Below are 22763 nucleotides of genomic sequence, written 5' to 3' on the forward strand. Positions count from 1 at the left end.
AATATTAATGCGTTTGAGAGCTATGACATTACGGCGACTGACGGCAATGATTATGTTTACACTGAAAACGGTGATGGCGATGATATTATCCGTGGTCTTGGCGGTAGTGATATAATCTACACGCGTGGCGGCAATGACCAGATTTATGGTGGCGAGGGCGATGATCAACTCTATGGCGGTGATGGTGATGATTATATTGAGGGCGGCGACGGCAATGACGTGCTTTGGGGCGAAGACGGTCTTGATACGATCTTTGGCGGCGCGGGTAATGATACGATTTATGGGGGCACGGGTGCAGATCTATTTGTTATTCAAAGATTTGGTGGTCTGGAAACAATTTCAGATTTTGAGATTGGAATTGATCTCGTAAATGTATTTGCATTTAGTGTCTCTGAAGTCTCATCTGCTTTAACAGAGTTCCAAAATGCATATGATCCGGATTTACCTGAGACTCACTACATGCATTTACCAACAGATGTGTCTATTCGATTTCTCGGTATCGACCCGCAACTACTCTCGCTAGATGATTTTGACTTCACTGAAGTTGAATTACCAGCTGATCCAAAAGAGGTTCCTAGCAAGCTCTTAATTGAGTTTTTTGCACGTCAAACGGCTTATCTTCAACGAGCTGAACTAGACGCTCTTTTACGAGATGAAAATCCTATTTATGAAAATTATGCTGTCCTAGATGCTCTCGGCAATGACACGGGGTATTTAGTAGAAAAGATATTTGACTTTGAAGGATTTTTAGCTGTCGCATTAGTGAGTGATACAGGCCAATCTGTTCTTGCTGTCCGCGGTACAGCATCATTTTCAGATATATTAGCTGATCTAGACCCGGGTGGAGTTGGCTATGATCAATTTGTTGCAGCCTGGAATCAAACAGATCCTAACAGCTTGCGTCAATGGATTCTTGATAATAATGAAGAGGGAATCCACATCACAGGGCATAGTTTAGGCGGTGCACAGGCGCAACTCTTGACTGCTTTTGCGTCTGAACAACAAATTCTGATCGGTTCTTTGACTACATTCAATTCTCCGGGAATTTCTGATGTTGATTTATCCAGAATAGATGCGGCTTATGTTGGAAATGTCGAACATAATATTTCTTCTGGTGATGTTGTTTCAATGGTTGGTGATGGATACGTGCCAGGTCAAGTTAGTATTTATGATCTTGATACTATAACTTCTTCATCTACTATTTCTGCACTTTTCCATGTTTATTTTGCTCATGCCAGCCATTGGTCAGATGATGAACTTTACGGTTCTGATTTTAATGTATTTGAGCAGAGGCCAATAGAAAATGATCCCGTTGATAGGGGGCTGCTATCAACTAGTGATTTGGGTGCGGGAACCTATAGCCACTTAATATCAAATTATGGATTTGATTCTGAGTATTTTTCATTTTTGGTCGCCGTGAATAATGTTGTAGGCAAAATAAACCCTGTTCTAGGAGCTGGTACAGCGGCAGCTCTATTAACGCGAGCTACGGCCGAAGCAGCGCGTTCTATAATAGGGCAGGCAATAGAACTAATTAGTACGATTGCCGATATTACATTGGCTGCCTTCAACATCGCTATAGCCGCGGGGGAAGCTGTTTCTGAGTGGACATTTGAAATGACTGATCTCATTTTGACTTGGACAGCAGAAACCTTTCTTGCCTTCGCTCGATTTAATGTGGAAATGTGGGTATCCGCTGCCGAATGGGGGGTCGCCACGGCCGCGGCTGTCTCATCTTGGACATCCGAGCAATGGGATAAAGCGAAGAATTGGACGGCGACCACTTGGGATGCTGTTAAAGATTGGACGTCTGGCCAATGGGATGATGCTCAAAATTGGACGATTGAAGCCTGGGAAACATTAGGTGATTGGACCGCTTCTCACTGGGAGGCCGTCAAGGATTGGACATCTTCCCAGTTTGATGACTTAATGGGCCTTTCAGCCGACGCCTTAAGAGATACCGTTGAGCTTGGAGCTTCACTATTAAGACGTATCAACGAAACTGGCGAGCAGATAACGGATGCCTTAATAAGTACAATTGTGGATAATCCGATTATTATTGCTGGCACTGAAATTATAGACGACATAATTGGCGGCGTAGTTTCTGAAATATTTAATCTTGGCTTAGGTGATGATACAGTCGCTCCAGGAGGAGGGTTCGATACGGCTTCATTGGGGGCGGGCGTGGATTCAATAGTGGGAACGAGCGGAGAGCTAGATGGTCTGCGTGTCAATGATTTTACCGATGAAGATAGTCTCGAAATTGTTGGTATTGGTTTGACACGTGACAGCTTCATGTATTCACAAGGGTCTGCCATTTTGGATATTGATACTGATGGTGATGGCCTATTTGATGTCACGATTAAACTAGAAGGTGATATATCATTTGACGAAATTGTAATCTCAATTGTTGATGGCAATACGGTTATCACGACAAGTGGTTCATCTAATGGTATTGATCAAGATGGTTCGGATTTGGACGATATCATCTTAGGGTCTCCTGGCGATGATGTATTACGCGGCTTGGAAGGCGCTGACACCTTGGATGGGGCTGCGGGAAAAGACACAGCTAGTTATGTTGGGTCAGATGAACGCGTCATAATCACACTTAATAGTTCAGCCGAGGGTGGGCATGCGGAAGGCGATATTTTGTCCAATTTTGAAAGCCTCATCGGCTCCGACTTCAATGATATACTAACGGGTGATACTGGAGACAATACGCTATCAGGTGAAGATGGGAATGATACTGTAAGTGGTGTTGAAGGGAACGACACATTAATAGGCGGCGTAGGCAATGACATTTTGGATGGCGGTCTAGGTGATGATATTCTCATTGGTGAGGAAGGTGCGGATCGTTTGATTGGCGGTTCGGGCGCGGACATTCTAGATGGCGGCTTGGGCTTTGACTCTGTTGATTATCGCGGCGCGGCATCTCGTGTGGCCTTCGATGTCGTTAGCGGCGGCACAGTCGGCGATGCGGCAGGTGATACCTTTAACGGTATTGAGCGTTATTATGCGTCAAACTTCAACGACACCATCACAGGCTCTGATGCTAATGAATTCTTCTACGGCGAGGACGGCAATGACACCATCAATGCAGGAGGTGGTATTGATCGTGTCTATGGCGGCGACGGTAATGATATTCAGCGCGGCCAAGCGGGTAATGATCAGCTTTACGGCTCAGCGGGCGCGGACCAACTGAACGGCGGTACAGGCTTTGATATTGCCAACTATAGAGCGGCCACTTCTGCTATTATGGTCAATCTTGCGACAGGCGGGACTGTCGGCGACGCGGCTGGTGACACTTACTTTGGCCTAGAAGCGATTTACGGTTCTGACTTTAACGACGTTATGACAGGCTCTAGCGGAACCAATGAACTGCGCGGCTTTAAAGGTGACGATATTCTCGACGGGTCAGGTGGTAATGACCGTCTCTTTGGTGGAGAGGGCGCTGACACGCTCATTGGAGGCACAGGCATTGATATTGCCATGTTCACTGTAGCCACTGCTGGCGTAACGCTTGACTTAGCCACAGGCGGGACAGGCGGCGAAGCGGCTGGTGATAGCTATAGCGGCATTGAATGGGTCTTTGGCTCTGACTTTGATGACGATATTACAGGCGATAGTGGCGCGAACCGCTTAACAGGTAATGACGGTAACGATAAGCTAAACGGTGCGGGCGGTAATGACCGCTTACTCGGCGGCGACGGTAATGACACCATTAATGGTGGTGACGGCGTAGATACCATCTTCGGCCAAGCGGGTGATGACATTATGATAGGCGGCGCGGGTAATGACTTCTTCTTCGGAGATAGTGGCTCGGATAGCCATGACGGCGGCACAGGGACGGATACAGTCTCATACCTAGCCTCAAGCTCAGGTGTCACTGTGAATATGCAAACGGGCGGCACAGGCGGCGATGCTGCGGGCGACACTTACACAAGTATCGAACGTATCTTTGGGTCTGGCCATGATGATAACCTGACAGGTTCTGACGGTAATGACACGATACTGGGTAATGGCGGTAATGACTTCCTTACGGGCGGCCTTGGCAATGACAGTCTGAACGGCGGCGCAGGTGTTGATAGTTTTGCTTATAACACCGCACAGGACGCAGCAGATGTTATCCAGGGCCTCACGATCAATGAAGTCATCGACATCCTCTTCACAGACCCGGCCTTTGACACATTCGCGGAAATTATGGCGGTGGCGACAGATGCAGGCGCGAATACGATCTTCAACTTTGGCGGCGGTAATACCCTCACGATCGTGGGACAGAACATCGCTGATCTCAGCGCCAATAACTTCACCTTCACATCAACAACAATGGCAGAACCATTAGGAGGCGATGACAGCTACACCTACGAAATGGCAGATATAGAGCTCAATTTTTTCGCCGAGATCGTTACCGGTGTCTTCGACATGTATGCTTTGATTTAGACACCTGCGTAACTGGCATGACCACAAGCAATACTTATCATGAGATATTTCCATATTTTGAGAGCTGGTGCTATGTAAGGTAACGAACCAATGGTATAAACGATTGATATTTATATTTAATTTATGATATGTGGATCACCTGTACCCCCAATTATGCCCCCAATCAGCCTTTAACCCGCATACATGACGCGTTGGAGGCCGACGAAAGCGGTTTTGATATTGGGGAGGTCGCCGAGTTGGGATTTGGCGTCTGACAAACTTCCATAGCGGATTTTGAGCAGATCACCGAGTTTGTCATAGCCCAGCTCTTCCACACCTTCGCGTTCATAGGCTTTAAGGACCGCTTCGAGGAAATCCCGCATCGATGTTTCATAGCCGCTCAAGCCGAATTGACGGGCGTCTTCGGCGCGTTCAACACGGGTGCGCGGATCAAGCTTGAAACGGATATTGGCGAGCACATCGAAAATATCGCTATCGGGCGCATCGATCAGGCGCGCCATATCATCTAGTCGTTCTTGGTCAAAGCCGCGTTCCTGTAACTGCCCCAGCAAAGCTTTGCGCAGATCAGGGTCGCTCCATTTCTCGCGCAGTTCTTCTTCGCCAGAGATCAGGTTTTGTAAATCACCAAACAAACGCTTTAGAAACTCTGAAGCCGAAACTTGCTGCCCGTCCAGCCAATAGGTCGTCACCGCCATATATTGGATTTGCCGCTTGGAGCCATCGGCCAATTTCACGACAACCTTCTCCGGCTTTTCTGCGTTTGGATCACCGGGGTCTACAAAATCATCCGGGTCTGGCTCTTTTACGCCTTCTGGGTCATTGGGTTTCTCTGGTGGAGGAACAGGCTCCAAAGGCTCCCCGTCCCATTCGGGGTCGTTGAAATGCTCATAGGCTTTGACGAAATCATAAATGGTGAAATGGTCCTTGCCGTCAAACATGCGCGTCCCGCGTCCGACAATCTGCTTAAACTCAATCATCGAGGTCACAGGTCGCATAAGAACAATATTGCGCACATTGCGCGCATCCACCCCGGTTGAGAGCTTTCGCGATGTAGTGAGGATGGTCGGTATGGTTTTCTCATTATCCTGAAAGCGCCGCAAATCGGCTTCGCCCGCTTCGCCGTCATTGGCGGTCACGCGTACGCAATAACCCAGATCGGGTACGGGCTTATTCTCATTGATAAAGTCGCGCACCATAGCCGCGTGGTCTTGGGTGGCGCAAAAGACGAGCGTCTTTTGCATTGGGTTTATCTGCCCCATAAATTCTTTCACCCGGCTTTGCTCGCGCTCATCCATCACGATTTTGCGGTTAAAGTCGCTTTCGGTATAGGTTTTGTCTTGCTCGATAATGCCGCGCACCACTTTATCACCGGGGCGGTAAACATATTCATCAATCGTACTGGCCATTTGCCGAACTTTAAATGGTGTGAGGAAGCCGTCTTCAATCCCTTCCTTGAGTGAATAGGTATAAACAGGCTCCCCGAAATAGGCATAGCTATCGGCGTTGGTTTCGCGCTTGGGTGTGGCTGTCAGGCCGAGCTGCACGGCGGGCTCGAAATATTCCAAAATTCGCCGCCAAGGCGTGGCGTCTCGAGCACCTGCGCGGTGGCATTCATCAATGATGATAAAATCAAAAAAGTCCGGCGGATATTCCATATAGTTTGGTTCGCCATTCTCATAGATTATGCCCTCTTCGTTCTCGCCAACTTCTTCCGACCCGCTGGTCATGAGTGTCTGAAAGATTGAGAAAAACACATTGGCATTTTTGGGCATGCCCTTGCGGTTACGGATTTCCTTCGGGCTAATCCGCATACGCGCGTCTTCGGTAAAGCCAGAGAAACTCCCATAGGCCTGATCGGCGAGGATATTGCGATCCGCGAGGAAAAGGATACGCGGCTGCCGTTTTTTATCTCCCGGTAGGTTCCAACGTGTCTGGAACAGCTTCCACGCTATCTGATAGGCCACACCCGTCTTGCCAGTCCCTGTGGCGAGCGTCAGCAAGATGCGCTTATCCCCACGCGCTATGGCCTCTAAGACGGCAATGATGGAATTATGCTGATAGTAGCGCGGCTCCCATTTGCCGCCATCTGTGGCAAAGGGCACAGCGCCAAATAATGTGCGCCAGTCGCTTTCTTGCGGGAAGATACGTGCCCAAAGCTCATCTGGCGATGGGAAGGGCGGCTGAAACTCGCGTTCTTTGCCCGTTTTCATATCAATCTCGCGCCATTTAAGACCGTTTGAGCAATAGGCAAAGCGCGCTTTGAGGCGGCGGGCATAATCTATGGCTTGGCGATGACCTTCGCGGTGGGACATAGAGGCCTTTTTGGCTTCCAGCGCAGCGAGCTTTTGTCCACGATATTCAAAGACATAATCGGCATGGACAGGATTAACGCGGTGCCCGCCCGACATAATTCGCCCCGGACAAATCAGCTCTTCACGCAACCGTGTACCAGACACCTTCCCCCAACCTGCCGCTTGCAGGGCAGGTAGGATGCGGTTAGTCCGTGTCTCGGCTTCGGTTTCGTCGTTCATTCTGGGAATTCCTCCAGAATATTGCCTTGGGCAGCTATTCGCAATTTATCCAAACGCTCTAAGTGATCCGAGATTGTCCCCAACTCTAATTCCAGCCGCTCTCCGATTTGCGAGATATTGGCGTCAGGTAATTTTTCATCGATTTCTTTAATACAGGCAAGAAAGTTTTGTACTGCGACAACCTCATTACGGTTTAAAAATTTTGCGCGTGATCGAAATTGGTTTTCAAACCAGTCTCGCTCTTTGTAATAAAGCCATAGATGCTTTTTAACTCTGAAATCCTCGAGATCCATGAGGCTACGTTGTAAAACCCGCATGCTTCTGGCAATGCCAATCCGGGCCTCATTGCGACTTTGGTAGGATTGAAAAATATAATCGATGATACGAATGGAAATATAAATGCCTATGAACTCCGGCGTCATACTTTCCAGAAAATTTACCCAGGCATTATCGATACCTTTTATCTCAAAAAATTCATTGGCGAATAATATGCCAGATGTGAGACCAGCCACACCAAATAGATCAAGGAAGAAATGATATCTTGAATATCTCACGTCAACTCTCCCGCAAAGGCTTTGGCGAGGAGGGATCGGCGGAGATCATTGCAATCATTTTGTTGCGATGCATTTGAGGTGTTTAGTGTCTTAAACTTCTTCGTGTAGAATTCAATTGTTGCAACAATTGTTTCTTGCTCCGGTTTCGGTGGTACGGGAATAGGAAATTGTCTAATATCGCCAATGTTAAGATGGGGCGAAGCGGCACCACCCGTGAAATGACGAACCTCACCTAAAATTAGAGCCGAATTTAAAACAGAACAAAAATATTCCGGTAGGATATACTCATTCCGCAATCTAAACTGCATCATCCTTTGTCCAAGACAAGCCTTTAAGTCGGGCGGGTGCATGCAAGCTATGCCAAGAATTCCACCTTCTCTGCTATACAAGACATCTCCGGGCTTGGGCTCTAATCTTGATATTCTAGTTTGATAGGTTTCTGAAGATACATATCTAACCTTAGTGAGGTTTAGTTCACCAGGGCGAAAATTGGTCGTTCTTAAACATATTTCACCTTCATGGGTCCACTTGGGGGTTGTGTGTAGGCAATCAACTATATGGGTACAAAGTTGCTCCGTAGAAGCCCAGGTCCAATGAGCCGGAATTACGTCCTTATCATTTATCGTCACAAAGCGAGGCTTCCGAAATTTCTTCTCACCTTCTCGATTTTTTTGTTCTCGTGTAAGTTCCCTTATTGATTCAGTGACCGTCTTATGCGTAGATTCAGTTGAATTACCTAAGACCGCTTCATTTAGAACGACTTCAAACAACTCCTTAGCACTTTCCAAATTTGTCTCCGTATTGGCGCGGGCGCGATCTAGGCCTTCAAAGGCCTGATCGAGGGTCGCCACAATCCGTCTCTGCTCCTCTAAAGGCGGGAGAGTAATAGATAAATCGTAAACTTCGTTGCGATTAATTCCGGGTTTTACCCCTTTCGCCATTTTTGGAAGTTCTAAACTAAATAGAAGATACTCCAAAAAATCAAAATCAATTCGATCTTCGTCATGCGTCGTGAAGTAGGTAACATCTAAAGGCCAAAAAGGGGTTTCCACGCGATTGATTTCCCCCGCAGATCCTTTCCGCCCTACTATCAAAGACGGTGTTTCATAATAAAACTTCTCCGAATATGACTTTATACCATTAGCCCCTAAAACCGGATAAGAACCATCTGGATTTCTTTCATCTCTTGGCAGGGGTTTCCCATAATTTAGAGTGAGAACGTCGCCGAGGGGTATTTCCTCCCATCCCTCTTTCACAACAATGTCCTTATATCTTCAAGGATTTTTGCCATTTCCTTATTCCGTGAGAGCATGTCGGCGATAATCTCTTCAGGATCGCGCAGTGGTTCTGCTTCTGGCTCATTGGGGTTCTTGACAGAGAGATCAAGAGTCTCAAGGTCGACATCATCAACACTTTGAGTCCAGCTTTTCTCGCTTTCGGCCCGGATCTTTTGCAAGCTTACAAACTCTGCCAAATCCTTATCATTAAGCGGATTGGTTTTGCCGAGGTTACGCCCCGGATCGAGGGCGTAATACCAGATGTCGCGCGTGGCTTTGCCTTTTTCAAAAAACAGAACCACCGTTTTTACCCCCGCGCCTTGGAAGGTGCCGCCGGGGCAATCGAGGATAGTGTGGAGGTTACAATTGTCCAAAAGCTCCTGCCGTAGGGCAATAGAGGCGTTATCCGTATTCGATAGAAATGTGTTTTTAATCACAATTGCGGCGCGCCCGCCCGCGCGAAGTTTGCGAATGAAATGTTGTAAGAACAGATAGGCAGTTTCCGAGGATTTAATCGTGAAATTATGCTGCACCTCGCCGCGCTCTCCGCCGCCAAATGGGGGATTAGCGAGGATAACGTCATGGCGGTCTTTTTCCTGTAAATCCATGATATTTACATTCAGCGTATTGGTGTGAATGATATTGGGCGTTTCAATGCCGTGCAGCACCATATTCATAATGCCGATAATATAGGCCAGGGACTTTTTCTCTTGGCCGTAAAAGGTTCGCTCTTGCAGCGTTTCATAATCAGACGCGGATAGGTCCCCTGTTTTCATATAGTCATAGGCTTCGCAGAGGAACCCCGCCGAGCCGCAGGCCCCGTCATAGACCGTCTCGCCTATTTCCGGATCGAGTACTTTGATCATGGCGCGGATGAGCGGGCGCGGCGTGTAATATTCTCCGCCATTGCGCCCTGCATTGCCCATACGTTTTATGCGGCTTTCATAGAGGTCAGAGAGCTCATGTTTTTGGACTTGTGAGTTGAATTGCAAACTATCGACCTGATCAATCACATCGCGCAAAGTATAGCCGGAGCGAAAGCGATTAATAATTTCGGAAAATATCTCCCCGATTTTATACTCAATCTTGTCCGACGATTTTGCGCTGGTCCGAAATGCCGCCAGATAGGGAAAGAGATCATCATTGACGAACTTAATAAAGTCATCGCCCGTCTTGGCGGTAATATGGTCCAGCTCGCCATTGGCATCTTTGGGCGCCGCCCAGCTTTTCTAGCGATAGGCGGTGTCCAGGATAGGGGCATAGTCCTTGCCCTCCAACAGCGCAGTATCCTCGCGCTCACTCTCCCGGTCATCCAGATATTTGAGGAACAATATCCAGCTGGTTTGCTCGGCATAGTCCAGCTCAGACGCACATCCCGCTTCATTTCGTAGTGCGCGGTCGATATTGTTAAAGGCCGTTTCGAAGTTGCTCATTATAGTCCTGTTGCGGTCATGACAGTTTGGTTATTCTGATCCCCGGTTCTTGCTACTCAAGGGTGAGCACCGCGTAAAGCGCTATTAGTCGTCCGCAACCCTCTAAATACTCTCTAGGCTAGATTATCATTTATTTGGGGGTGACCCAGGTTCCGGTACATCAGTTTCCGACTCAGTAGGCTCGCTAGCTTTTAGTATAGTGAGCTCTTTGCTTTCTAAAACTTTCACTCGATCTTTCAATTTACCATTTTCTGCGATAACTTTTTCTAATCGAGGTCTAAGTTGCTTATGCTGTGTGTGCATTTCTATATAGAATGTAGCCCAGAGTGCTAGGACAGCCAAAAATATACCCAAGCCAGCGATGAGGCCAATATTCTTAGCCTTCTCTGCTGCTCCCTTAGCAGTATCGGCTGCTGATTGAGCTTCGGTGGCTTTAGTCCTCGCTATAGTCGCTTGTTGGGTCGCTTTCACAGTCGCTTCGGGGATTGAACTGCGAATTGCTACTCTGGGGTTGTTAGGGTTAAACTGGCTAGCGGCTTTACTGATAAATTTTTCGATTTCCCAAAACTCAGTATTTGAAGGAGGTCTGCCAGCTTTTGGCATGCCAGTCATTTTGGTGAACTCCACCCAAATGAGTCCTTCAGTTAAAGGAATAGTGTAAGGTTCGTTCGTCAGGTTATGTAATGGAATGCATAATTTCCCCCAGAAACACGGATCAACTAGTGGACCTGTTCCTAAAAGAAGACCTCGATGGACATGATTAATTTGTAGATTAAACCTTACGGCAATGAAAGGAGGAAGGCGAAATTCCAAATCACACTCTACAAACACAATTGAATTTGCGGGTATAGTCAGGTTGTCATCGTCAGGACTTAAAATGGATTCTAACTTGTATTCATTACTATTGAACACAAAGGCGTTTTCGCCAATTCGACCTTCATAGGATGCGGCCTTAAGTCTAGGTTTTTCATCTTCTTGCTTTGCAGAAAACGGAAAAACCATCCCTGTTTTACGGACATATTCAATAATATCGTCCGCAGAAAGTAACGATGCGTCGATTTTGGGCCAGGGATCTTTATAATCCACTTTCCCAGACTTGAACTTAAACGGTGTAGCTAATGTTTCGGCTTGCTTAACATCTTCTAGTTCGAAGGTCTGCAGTTTGGCTGCAGATAGTCGCCGGTTCGGTTTTGCAGGCTTTGCGCTCATACGAATATTTTGTTCGCAGAAAAGATATCGAATGGTGAAAAACCAAAAAAGTTTATACTCTGGCCTAGCATGTCTTGAGTCTTCACTATGAACTTGGATAACTCGCTCTCAGTGTTATCTAAATCATGGCTTTTGCCTATGTAATCCAAATGGTTCATAACCAATATATTTGGCTTGTTGACATCTAGCGCATGTTTGACTTGTTTTACATCAAATACGCCGACCCGACGTAATTTTTTTGTTACAGTTGTATATTCTCTTAAATCTAGATCACTACCTTTTCTTCGAGCAATTTCTTCCCAAGTCGTTTCCCCGAATAATGGCCCAGATTCTCCAGCCACTCGAATTGGGTATGAGCGTAAAACCATGACTACTTCATCGACATCTAAAGGGCTTAATCCCGCTTCGCTTAATGCAGCTGCTGCAGTCGTACTCCGCGAGGTTGCCTTTGGCCAGTAACCGCCTTCCAAGAGTGAGAGGCCAAAACCCTGAGAGCCTTCGATTATTACTCTCGAGCCTTTTGACAGCCACTTTCTAAGTCTCTCGGATGTATCACAAACAAATGCTGAGAGGGTCTCGCAATGTTGAGCATCAAGTGAGCTTAGGGGAAAGTTTTGTGCCCCGCGAGCTACGGATGCTAAAACAGCTGCGCCAACGCCACTTCCTGTTGAGCCAATATCTCTTCCAAGCTTTGACCCTGCTTCCCATAACTTGTGTTCGTCAGAAATTATTCGAGCATAAGGGCTAATAAAAATACGATCTTTCGGATATTGAAGGAGTTCGATTTCTTCGAGCAAAATATTTACGTCAATATATGAGCCCGCTGGGAAGACAACATCGACATTTCTGTCAATGCACCCTGCCGGTAATTGCCTTAAGGCATATTTGCGCTTGTCCTTAGTATAACCTGTGTGACCTGAGTTGGATCCTCCAACGCGAACCACGATCACATGGCTTTCTTTGGATCGCCTTGCAAGTTCGAGCGCCACTTTCCCCTTACCCTCAGAACCAAATTGTCCGCCAACAACTACAGATACGGGCATTACGTTTCCCCTTGAAACTTATTCATTATGGTTATTATGTCGCCTGCAATATCGTATTTGGGGACATTATTAAAGTAGTTTTCGTGTGCGAGTTTCTGCATTTTATCAACTTTAGCCTCAACTTCTGATGAAGACGCCCTCTCAAACTCAGCATTGGCAGATTGAGTCTTCAATTTTAATCGTTCTATATAACGTTTTTTTCGAGTCGATTTTTGAGCGTCGACAAAAATATGATGAAAATTAAATCCGAATTTTTCTACTAGAAACGCATGATCATCTGGGAACCGTAAACCATCTACTACAATTTTATTAAATCCACTAACCCGGGCAATAGTACGCTCTGCCAGTTCGCGTTGGCGACCTGTTTCATTGATTTCAAGACCAATTTTTTGTCTGTTTTTGCGATCAGCCTTCAAATTTCTTTTCGATAAAATTTCGTCAATAATGATGCTGAATCTTGTGTAGGCATATCCCTCATCTTCTAAAACTTGAGCTATCGTGGTTTTACCAGCGGCTATTGGTCCACTTATGCCTATTACCGTTGGGCGTTTGCTGACTTTAAGGTCCGGTATTATTAACGGGGGCTCTTCTTGGGTTCCGAGTTCTTCAGATAGGCCCGCCAGATGGAACGTACCTACTAATGCGGATGTGATTGCGTCTAGCTCATCATGGGTTACCTTTTTTCTAAGAAAATCACCCTGTACGCCAAATTCACCCAAGCCAAGCTTTAACCACTTTTCTCCAGCGCCTTTTCTTGGAATGCGCATTATGTCTTGTGCTGCTCCAGGATAACTTTCGATAACTGGTATACCCAATTCTCTAAAGCCTTTCGCTAGCCGAATGCCTCTTGCAGTAAGTTTTTGCATACTGGGCAACAAGCTAGGGTAAACGTTTATTCCCCGCCTTTTCAGCTCTCGCTCACATTGTCTCATGATCCCAAATTCGTCTCTTGTAGGATCGTCATCGAATACAGTTTGGCGGCCAGCGGGCAGACATAAGGGGGAATCAATAGAAATTACGTCTGGTTTCGCAGCAACAGTTTGAGCAATTATATCAGCATCTGTAGCAATCATTTTAGTTTCAACGTGTGAACCCTTTAAGGCACACCAACCTGTCGGACGCGTTTCCGAACCCGTTAAATCAATCCCAACTATTTTGGATTTGGCTGCAGGTAAACCATCGAATAATTCTCTAAAAGTTGGAGCTCTGGTTAGCTCATTAGAGGCTGACTTCAAGTTTGTGGGTAAGCTGTTCATATTCTTCGGAGCTGACCAATCTTGAAATTTTACTTTTTTTCCAAAAAGGTCGTGCACAAACCCTAGTCTTTGCAGGGCAATATCAAAAATGCTGCCCATTGCTGCAATATCAGCTCGATTGTACTGAATGAGGCGATTTAATGAACTCATATTTCCTCGAAGGTACTCATGCCACAAGAGTACGGCTGCGAAGCCATCTACGTCACCAATCTCTTCCCGAAAATCAATGCCAAGTTCTATTTCAATTGCCTTTTGTCCGCCCGTTAAATTTACTCGTCTGCATAAATACATCAAATCTATGTGGACGTCTGGCAATTCAATGCTTGGATGTTCCTGCTTTAAAAAGCGTTGGTCAAATCTAATCCCATTGTAGGTTACCATCGCGACCGAATGACGAGCAGCGTCCAGTAATTCAGTGACGTCGTCACCTTTTACGAATGTTTGTGATTTTCCACCAATCGACCAACCTACAACAGTAATCTCGTCGTAAAAGTGACTCAGCCCTGTTGTTTCAATATCTAGAAAAAGAACTTTTTCTGGATATTCGCAACAAAGAGAAAGTTCGCCATACAACTTTTTGGGTATTGGCTTAATAGTTCTCGTAGGCTTAATCGGTTTTAATTTTGAACCCAAGTCTCTGTCCTTAGCAAGCGACGGTGTTAGAAAATTCTTATATTCCACACTAAAGGCGTTCTATCCCAAAAGGCAAACAGTACAAACTAAGACTTTGGAGAATACAACGAATGCTTAGACTCCTAGTCTATTGGATTCCACGAACAAGGGCTATTTCCGCGAGCAACGTTTTCATATCCCCTTTTGTCAAAGGCTGAGTATCCTCATATTCATCTGTATTTTTGTGCCTATCCACTAATCCTAACATTGTTTCGCGCTGAGCATTTGGGCTTAACTTCCCGTAGCTATTATAGGTGGTATCGAGGTGTTCATGGCCCATATTTTGACTCCAAGCCTTCATCGCCATCGGATCGAGCTTTAACTGATACGCCAATGCGGTGAGCGTGTTTCGAAAACTGTGAGGATTGTAATATTGCATTCCATTTGCTTTGAATGCCTCGCGAAATATTTTTCTCATCGGCTGGGCAGTGGTCCAATGACGCTTGGTTAGGCCAACAGGCGTATAGAGGTCATTCTCATCATGGCCATTTTGCGTCGCTGGAAAGAGCGGGTCACTATCGGAGAAGCCTAAGTCATCTTTCAAGAATATGATATATTCTGCGACCTGGGCCTCGATAAAGTCTCCCACGGGGTAAAACCATGTCAGGATATGTTTGCTGGCTTTGGTGTTGGTTGTATCGGGGTGCTGAATTACTTCGCGCTCAGCAAGCCTTACATGCCCCACTGTCATTGATATGATTGATCCATCCCGTGCACCAGATAATAGCGTAAAGGCTAACAGGGCTCGATTACGTCGATCTATAACGCTGGATATAGGCATCGCGGCAATAGTTGATGTGATTTGCTCTATAGTTGCGAATTTGACCATCTTTTGCGCTCGTCCTGCCCGTTGTTCCTTATCAGTAAGGCGTAGAGCTAAAAGTGGTTTCCGAGCTTGTTTTGGCTTTAATTTCTCATCCATAACCATCCACTGAAAAAAGTCTTTCACATGGCGTACCTTTGCCGCCTTTGTTCGAGTAGTGACGGATAAACGACGCAGTGCCTCCAAATATGATGTTACATGTTCACGGCTAAACTTTTCAAAGTCTACCCATCCTGTAGCGATCTCATACCCAGCCAGTGCCGCCAGTTTTTGATCGATTGTGCTTTCTGCTTTCTGGACTTCTAGTTCGTCTATCCATGCAAGCTTTAGCCGCTCATTCTTGGGATTCACTTCAGTCATATTTCTATCCTTTCAAAAGTGAGTGATTAAGGGGGGCATAGGAATTGCTAATATATGCGTATCCAGCTGCTCAATCATTCGAAGCTTTTGAAGCGTATTGGGCTTTCAAATTGGCTAGATTGGAACGAGTATTGAAGTTGCGTAGGGTCAATCCACAAATCACACACTCACCTAGTGCGATTACCTTCCGGGAGTTGCTAGGTTTAATCCGAAAACTACCTTTAGCGATTTGACGTGGTTCTTTGCATTTCACGCAATACATCTCATCCGGTGCGCAAGGGCGCTTCTTTGCCTCTTGTCGCGCTTTCATCCATGTTTTGGCTTTGGCGCCGTTTAGGATGATAGGTCGCGAGTCAGATACCATCGCACAGGATAAACCAGCTTTTTTAATCCATGCGCGTATGGTAGCCGGATGTACATCCAATAGCTTACCAAGGCTTTCTACCGTATAAGGGCGATGGGACTTTATCAGTCGGTAATCATGTTTGCGCTGCATGGCTTCGCTCTATGCATTTGGGCTTTCATAGAGAGCTCTTACATCTTCAGCTTTCCAGACAGTAGTTCTGGGACCTAGTTTTTGCGGTTTTGGGAAACGTCCTTCCTTGACACCAGCCCACCATGTGCTTTTCGATACAGGTATGGGGCCGTTAGGCGCGAGAATTTGGGATAGGCGAACAAAGCCTGTTTTAGGAAAGTTGAGGTTATCCATTGTCATGCTCCTTTGGATATGTGTGACCAAAATAGAGCTATGAAGTTTGTTTTCTATTCACCAGTATTTGTAATCTTGAAAAGATAGGATTTTATCCAGAAAGTCCGAGAAAAGTTACTTTTCAGATTTCTTAAAAGCTGGATCATTATAATATCCAGATAATTTCGCCTTTACGGTGGAAACTCCAATATTTTCAACAAATTCAGCCTCATACCATTGGATTATTGTATGTGCAAACGCGTCCTGTTTCATAATTAACCCGCCTTCATTTGCAATGACTGAAGCAATTTTTCTATGGATGGCTTCGGAGTTTTTCGATGGACGGCCAATCTTTTTTGCTTTTCTAATCGGGTTAGAATTTCCCCCATATCCAAACAAGTACTCGCCACTTCGCTCCAATTGAATGGGTTTGCTTTTGATTGGTGGAAAAAGGTTAATTACATCATCAGAGTCATATCGAATTGCTAAATATGCTTTTTTACCATTACGAATATAGGATCCTTCCCAATCAACATGGCGACTAATCCATACACTTTTAGGAATAGGTTTATGAGCATAATAGAATTTATCAGTATCCCAATTTCTATTATCAAACCATTTTTCAATTTCATGATCAAAATCAGCCTCTGAATTTATGTCAACTTCTATGCCTGTGGCACTGATTTTACCTCCTCTAAGTTTAACAATAAGTGAGCATATTGTTTCATCTAAAGCGTCTTCCAAATCCAGATGCCATTGATCTGAATACTCAGCAATTTCGAGGGCTTTTTCGTATAATTTAAGTTCTTTATTATGGTGTTGGATGCGCTCTGATTTCTCTTCTTCAGTGCAGTCATCTTTCATATATAATTCTGCCATCATTTTGTGATGTTCTGGCGATGAAACATACTCTTCGTCGTTCATAAGTCTTTCATAGTAATTCCATCTAGGGTCATTTCCAATGACGAGGCGACTTGTTTCACTTGGGTTGAGGTACTCAGGTCCTAATTCTGACCCTAAAGATAGCGGGTATTGCTGGAATGCTTCGAGTGAGTCACGACCTTCATCTTCGTCAAAATACATGGGCGTTGGTAGTACTCGGGCAGATGCCCAGTAAAGCAAGTCAGTAAGAGTCCAGTATTCGGGCACTTCAACTTCTTTATAAAATTTGGGAAGGTTAGGTTTTTCAGTCATCATGATGTGTTGTAATATTGCAAAGTATGTTTGCCCACCAATTAGCTAACTTAACGCGCTCACCCCAATATAGGCTGCGATTATAAGCTCGTCTGACTGCGTTCCTATCTTGTCGAGCGCAATATGCCTCTATGACATCAGGTGCCCATAAGCCGCTTTCGTTAGCAAACGTGGAGAACGTTGATCGGAAACCATGTGGCGTCACTTCATCTTTTCTGAAACCCATACGAACTAAGGCTTGGTTCATCGTATTATCACTCATCGGTTTTTTCGAGCTTGTTTGCGCAGGAAATAAAAACTCGCCCCAACCAGTCAGTTCTTTCAGCTCTTCAAGAAGCAGCAAGGATGACTTAGTTAAGGGGACTTTGTGAGGCCTTCTCATTTTCATGCGGTTTGAGGGAATACTCCAAACGCATTCTTCAAAATTAAATTCTTCCCATTTGGCTTGCCTTATCTCACCTGGACGACAAGCAAATTGCATTAGAAGCTTTAGCGCGATGGCTGTTTGACGACTTCCTCTGTATTCATCGATCGCCATGACTAACTCTGCTAATCCGTCTTTTGTTACAATGGCCGCCCTGTGCGTGACCGTCGGTCTAATTAGAGCATCTCTTAAGGCATAGGTCGGGTCTGTATCAGTAATTCCACTTGCCACCGCGTACCTAAATACGCCACCAATACGTGACCGCATCCTGCTAGCTGTTTCGTAGTGTTCTTGAGTTTCGCGTTTGCGGAGTGTTTTAAGGATTATGGGAGCGGTTATTGTCGCGATAGGCATATGCCCGAAATCTTTACGAGCGTCTTTCAGCAACCAATCTAGTTTGCTGAGCGTGGCCGGAGACCGACCTTCCTTAGTAAGTTTTTTGACGAAGTTATCTGCGACTTTGTTAAACGTGTATTCTGATTTGCCTAATTCTTCGGCTGCTGCCTTTCTTTTTAAGTCAGCGGGGTTCAAGCCTTTTTTAAGGTTAGCTTTTGCTTCGTCGCGTTGGTCGCGTGCTTCTTTAAGTGAAACCTCTGGGTAAGGGCCAAATGACAATGTGCCTTCTTTGCCGTTGAACCGATATTTTTGCCTCCAAAGCTTTGAGCCTTTTGAAGTAACGCTGAGGTATAATCCCCCAAAGTCAGATACCTTGTAGGATTTACCCTTTGGTTTAAGAGCCCTTATCTTTGCGTCAGTCAGTGCCAATCTGTTTTCCTGCCAAAATGGGGGTATTTGACTGAGCGTCAAATAAATGCCCCCAATAGTGCCCCCAAATATGCAGGATGTACCCCCACGACGTTGGATGCTGTTGGACAACGTATGTAGTAAAAAGCCAATAAAATCAAGGATTATTGGACTATTTCGGCTTTTAATGGATAGTTAAATGGTGCCCCCACACGGACTTGAACCGCGGACCCCCTGATTACAAAATATAATTTGGGTGTTTTCTAGAGTTTCCTCAAGTGAGAAAAATCGCTAAATATTCAATTAAAACAGCAACTTGAGTTTCCCTGAGTTTCCTCACGTGGGTTGTCGTTTTACGCCACCGTGCTTACTATGTGCTTACTGGAAATAGGAGCATGTAATGGCGCAAAGACTAACGAAACGGGTTGTTGATGCGGCTGAAGTTGGGATTAAAGACCACTATATCTGGGACTCTTCATTAAAGGGTTTTGGATTGAAAGTCACCCCATCAGGACGGAAAGTATACATTGTCCAATATCGACTTGGTGGTCGAAAAGGACGGACTCGTCGGGTCACGCTAGGTCAGCATGGCCCTCTGACGACGGAAGAAGCTAGAGGCTTGGCCAAGAAGAGTTTAGGTCAAGTATCTGCAGGGACCGACCCCGCAGCCGAGCTCGATAAAACACGCGCCGGCAGTTTGATGACGTCGCTGTTGGACAAATTTGACGAGCAGCACATTGAAGTGAAATTGAAGCCCAAATCACAAGAGGACTACCGACGCAACATTCGGCTGTATATCAAACCTGCTCTTGGTCATATGTTGGTCCATCAGGTTACGCGGCAAGATGTGGCTCGGCTTCATCACTCCCTTCGTGAGAAGCCTTATGTTGGTAACCGAGTGATTTCTGTCCTCTCAAAATTCTTCAATTGGTGTGAAAAGTTTGGATATCGAGAAGAAGGAAAAAATCCGTCTCGCTACATCGACAAATACAAGGAGAAGAAGCGTCAGAGGTTTTTGTCGAAGATTGAACAAGAGCGATTGAACCTCGCTTTAGAGCAAGCGAGGTCAGAAGGCGTAATATCTGAATACGCGATTTATGCGATACAGCTTCTCTGTCTGACTGGGGCACGCTTAGGCGAAATTCTCAAATTGAAATGGGAGTATGTGAACTGGGAAAAGGGTACATTGGATTTGCCTGATTCCAAGACAGGTGAAAAAAGTATATATTTGAACGAAGCGGCTAAGGACACGCTCGCAAAAATCATGCGTCAGGTTAATAACCCTTACGTCATCTGCGGGGCCAAACCGGGGGAGCATATCGTTAATTTGCAGAAGTCATGGCGGCGTATCAGATCAATGGCAGATTTAGATGATGTTCGTCTGCATGATTTACGCCATACGTTTGCGAGCATTGCTGTCTCTAGTGGAATGTCGCTGCCTCTTATTGGTGCACTCTTAGGACATTCCCAACCGCGAACAACAGCTAGATATGCGCATCTAGCCTCTGGACCTTTGCGGGACGCGGTAGAGAAAATCGGATTAGAGATTAAAGGTCGATAGATGCGCCCTTACTAACTTTAGTCATCTTCCGCCTTGGGGGCAAAGCAGACCTTAGAAACATGCAAATTTGGAGGGAAAGTGGGGATTGAATTATAAAAAATTCTCACAAAATTTTTCTTGGCTGCATAAGGAATGCCATAGGTACATTTTGCAAATGTTGATCAGAATTTGACATCAACAACAACCGATTCACAGTGTGATGTCGTATGCCTCCATAAGGAAAAGCACATAATATTTTTCCTGTTTTTTTTGTGGTATTCATGTTCGTAAGCTCTTTTTGAGCGGAAGTGTGTGTTCGGTTAAAACGTGCTTTCAAGCCACATTCCAAATTATTTTTTATCCCACTCTTTTCAATATTTGATAGATACTTAAAAGCACTGCTGATTATACCATCATAGGCCTTGAATTTTGGTTGTGCTTTGAGACTTGGCATTAAATTAGGAATTTGAGGGAATATGAAGGATGCGTCTTCTATGGCTGTTCTTAGCTTAACTAATGGGGCACTATTTTCGGGAAAAGTTGCTTGGATCGCGAACTGTATTTCACGCCAACGAAATGGGCTGTCAGTAATTATACAAGCGCCAGTTGCCTGTGCTAGGTACATTGCCATTTCAAAGTTCGGCGCAAGTTGAAGAAAGTTCATTTGTCCGCCATCATCTTTGCTCAATGGGTTACCTCCCAAATCGACCAAGGGATCGTCTTCTTTCATCCGCTGTATTACACCCTTAGCTATCGCAATTTTCTCATCATTCATTTCTTCTTTCGGCTCGAAAATCTGTGCAATAAGAGCTGATTCTGGCATCAAAAGGTGTGTTTGTTTGTGAAAGCCCTTCATCATTCTCATGTATCGAGGATCTTCTTCAGGCTCTATATTGAAGAAAGGTTTCCTAGCTTCGGCCATAGCTAACATTTGCTGCTGTAAATGACGATCGAAGTTGCAAGGATCTGGAACTAAAGTTACAATACCAGCCTCAACCAGCGGCATAATTATTATAAACTGTAAAATGCTTTTTAGGAATTCAAGACGGTGGTTTTGTGGATTTTTGACCGGATTAAACTCTTGCTTGACAGTTCCCGGATGCAAAAAGGGGTGTTGAATGATTATCTCTCCGAAGTAGAGCGACGCGCCAAGAGCAAATTCTGTAATTAGTTCAGGATGCAGTATGCCAGTGTAAACAGCCCTCGATACGCCATCTGTCTTAGGTAATAACGAGAGGATGTCAGTTTCCTTTGGCCACAAAGCTTCGTAAAGGTGATATATTTTACTTATCTGTTCGTTGGTCAGATCGCGTCGTACCCCAATCCAATCTTTTGTGTCATCTAATCCTAGAATGTCTGCCACCCCATTGAGCAGCGATAGATTACGTTCCCGGATGCTTAGCTCTTCCCAGGTTGGCCTCTTATTTATCGATTTATTTTGGCAGCAGTCTTTGAAATTTTTTCCGGATCCACACCCACAATAATCTTTGGAGCGCAAAGGTTCTAGTGGGAGCGTTTTTTTTAAAAATTCGCGTTCTCCCTCAGTTCTGCCGAACTCATCTTGATAATGTACATCACCGCTATCAAATTTGGCAAACAACTCTCCACCAAACTTATAAAGTTCATTTACTGGAGGCAATAATACTGTCCGAAGATTTTTCCACTTTTCTGAAATGAGCTTTTCTGGATATAACCAATCTAATTTGCCGGCAGCTAGATAACGCCGCGCACCGTTTTTAATGATGTAGTTGAGTTTCATTACATCTTCGGCGACCAATTTTCTTGTGCGAATGAAAGCGTCAGTTCTCGCCATTCCATATTTGAAATGGCGTGGAAAAGTCCTCTTCTCTGTAGGGTTTTCCGTTGGATCTTTTCCATATTCTAAGTTTGTTAGTATGAGACAGAAATTACGATTTAACGGGAAAATAGTTTGCGAACCCTTTCGAGTAATTGATGGGTCATGCGGATACTCTTTGATATTCGCGTGGGGGACGATAGCGTGATTGTAAATGGTAACGGGATGATCACTGACAATAAATTTTACTTCTGAGTCTTCAGCTGAAACGATTTCTTTGATGCCTTCCGACCAAATTGAGCAATGCATCATTCTAATGCCTTGCATTTCTTGCATGAGATCATTTTGGGAAATTCGCGGATATTGAGAGCGAAGCCAATCTAAACCTTTTGGTGTTCGCAATTTCTGAATATCGATAAACTCGAACAGTGTTTGAAAATTGCTATGCCATCTGGCCTTATCGTCAGTGCAGAAAGCACGAATTGCTTTCGCCCCTCGGGAATCTATATCCCCGAAGAGTAAACGTTCTATCTCATCATTTATAGATGTGCCAAAAAAGGTTGAATATAAGTCAGTTTGAAAAAAACAACGTGAAGTAGGGGCTGTTTTAAATAGTGACTTTCCAGAAAACTTCTTCCCTTCAGCGGACAAAACTTCTTTGGGCTTAAGATCAAGATAAACAAGAGTGTTTTTTCCTTGTTCAAAAAAGCCTTTTTGATACCACTGGGGAACATAGTGATTGTTTCTGGTCTTCTGCATTTTTATCCTTGGAGTATGCGT

Annotated in this window: 13 protein-coding genes and 1 pseudogene; 2 read left to right on the plus strand and 12 right to left on the minus strand. The window is 45.1% G+C overall.

Features of this window, described 5'->3' with window-relative positions:
• A partial coding sequence (locus F569_RS19965) for a lipase family protein (RefSeq protein ID WP_034387911.1) occupies window positions 1-4440 on the plus strand: 4440 nt, incomplete at its 5' end.
• A 170-nt stretch (window positions 4441-4610) separates the two neighbouring features.
• Here F569_RS19965 and hsdR read toward each other — a convergent pair.
• From hsdR to F569_RS16800, 11 genes and pseudogenes are all read right to left on the minus strand, one after another.
• Window positions 4611-6971, minus strand: coding sequence for an EcoAI/FtnUII family type I restriction enzme subunit R (hsdR, locus tag F569_RS0105980; RefSeq protein WP_026941460.1), 2361 nt, complete (start codon window positions 6969-6971; stop codon window positions 4611-4613).
• Window positions 6968-7525, minus strand: coding sequence for a hypothetical protein (locus F569_RS0105985; RefSeq protein WP_026941461.1), 558 nt, complete (start codon window positions 7523-7525; stop codon window positions 6968-6970). The genes hsdR and F569_RS0105985 overlap by 4 nt, the downstream gene beginning before the upstream one ends.
• Window positions 7522-8781, minus strand: a complete 1260-nt coding sequence (locus tag F569_RS18825; protein WP_051279452.1) for a restriction endonuclease subunit S — start codon at window positions 8779-8781, stop codon at window positions 7522-7524. The genes F569_RS0105985 and F569_RS18825 overlap by 4 nt, the downstream gene beginning before the upstream one ends.
• A pseudogene (locus tag F569_RS16770) lies at window positions 8778-10235 on the minus strand (N-6 DNA methylase). The gene F569_RS18825 and the pseudogene F569_RS16770 overlap by 4 nt, the downstream one beginning before the upstream one ends.
• Window positions 10236-10361: 126 nt before the next feature.
• Window positions 10362-11444, minus strand: a complete 1083-nt coding sequence (locus F569_RS0106000; protein ID WP_026941462.1) for a dCTP deaminase/dUTPase family protein — start codon at window positions 11442-11444, stop codon at window positions 10362-10364.
• Entirely contained in the window at window positions 11441-12487 is a 1047-nt protein-coding gene (locus F569_RS16775) for an adenylosuccinate synthetase (RefSeq protein ID WP_051279454.1), read from the minus strand. The genes F569_RS0106000 and F569_RS16775 overlap by 4 nt, the downstream gene beginning before the upstream one ends.
• The gene (locus F569_RS18830) at window positions 12487-14376 is read right to left on the minus strand and encodes a ribonuclease H-like domain-containing protein (RefSeq protein WP_162143749.1); all 1890 of its coding nucleotides are present in this window, start codon (window positions 14374-14376) and stop codon (window positions 12487-12489) included. The genes F569_RS16775 and F569_RS18830 overlap by 1 nt, the downstream gene beginning before the upstream one ends.
• Before the next feature lie 127 nt (window positions 14377-14503).
• The gene (locus F569_RS16790) at window positions 14504-15598 is read right to left on the minus strand and encodes a tyrosine-type recombinase/integrase (RefSeq protein WP_051279458.1); all 1095 of its coding nucleotides are present in this window, start codon (window positions 15596-15598) and stop codon (window positions 14504-14506) included.
• 505 nt (window positions 15599-16103) lie between these two features.
• Window positions 16104-16307: a helix-turn-helix transcriptional regulator gene (locus tag F569_RS0106030; protein ID WP_026941463.1), complete on the minus strand. Its 204-nt coding sequence runs from the start codon at window positions 16305-16307 to the stop codon at window positions 16104-16106.
• Window positions 16308-16421: 114 nt separating this feature from the next.
• Window positions 16422-17483 carry a hypothetical protein gene (locus F569_RS0106035; protein ID WP_026941464.1) on the minus strand — a complete coding sequence of 354 codons (1062 nt, stop codon included), beginning with the start codon at window positions 17481-17483 and terminating at the stop codon, window positions 16422-16424.
• The gene (locus tag F569_RS16800) at window positions 17473-18669 is read right to left on the minus strand and encodes a tyrosine-type recombinase/integrase (RefSeq protein ID WP_034388214.1); all 1197 of its coding nucleotides are present in this window, start codon (window positions 18667-18669) and stop codon (window positions 17473-17475) included. The genes F569_RS0106035 and F569_RS16800 overlap by 11 nt, the downstream gene beginning before the upstream one ends.
• 379 nt (window positions 18670-19048) lie before the next feature.
• Between F569_RS16800 and F569_RS16805 the strand changes: the two genes are divergently transcribed.
• Window positions 19049-20209, plus strand: coding sequence for a site-specific integrase (locus F569_RS16805; protein ID WP_034387914.1), 1161 nt, complete (start codon window positions 19049-19051; stop codon window positions 20207-20209).
• Window positions 20210-20312: 103 nt separating this feature from the next.
• Here the strand turns inward: F569_RS16805 and F569_RS0106050 are convergent, their stop codons facing one another.
• Window positions 20313-22742 carry a DUF4238 domain-containing protein gene (locus F569_RS0106050; protein WP_026941465.1) on the minus strand — a complete coding sequence of 810 codons (2430 nt, stop codon included), beginning with the start codon at window positions 22740-22742 and terminating at the stop codon, window positions 20313-20315.
• Between the last annotated feature and the right edge of the window lie 21 nt (window positions 22743-22763).

Origin of the sequence: Hellea balneolensis DSM 19091 (genome assembly GCF_000428525.1) — a bacterium.
GTDB classification, from domain to species: Bacteria; Pseudomonadota; Alphaproteobacteria; order Caulobacterales; family Maricaulaceae; genus Hellea; species Hellea balneolensis.

Coding starts and splice junctions, on each gene's coding strand:
- hsdR (WP_026941460.1), bottom strand. CDS start 6,971: ATGAACGACGAAACCGAAGCCGAGACACGGACTAACCGCATCCTACCT.
- F569_RS0106000 (WP_026941462.1), bottom strand. CDS start 11,444: ATGAGCGCAAAGCCTGCAAAACCGAACCGGCGACTATCTGCAGCCAAA.
- F569_RS16775 (WP_051279454.1), bottom strand. CDS start 12,487: ATGCCCGTATCTGTAGTTGTTGGCGGACAATTTGGTTCTGAGGGTAAG.
- F569_RS16790 (WP_051279458.1), bottom strand. CDS start 15,598: ATGACTGAAGTGAATCCCAAGAATGAGCGGCTAAAGCTTGCATGGATA.
- F569_RS0106030 (WP_026941463.1), bottom strand. CDS start 16,307: ATGGATAACCTCAACTTTCCTAAAACAGGCTTTGTTCGCCTATCCCAA.
- F569_RS0106035 (WP_026941464.1), bottom strand. CDS start 17,483: ATGATGACTGAAAAACCTAACCTTCCCAAATTTTATAAAGAAGTTGAA.
- F569_RS16805 (WP_034387914.1), top strand. CDS start 19,049: ATGGCGCAAAGACTAACGAAACGGGTTGTTGATGCGGCTGAAGTTGGG.
- F569_RS0106050 (WP_026941465.1), bottom strand. CDS start 22,742: ATGCAGAAGACCAGAAACAATCACTATGTTCCCCAGTGGTATCAAAAA.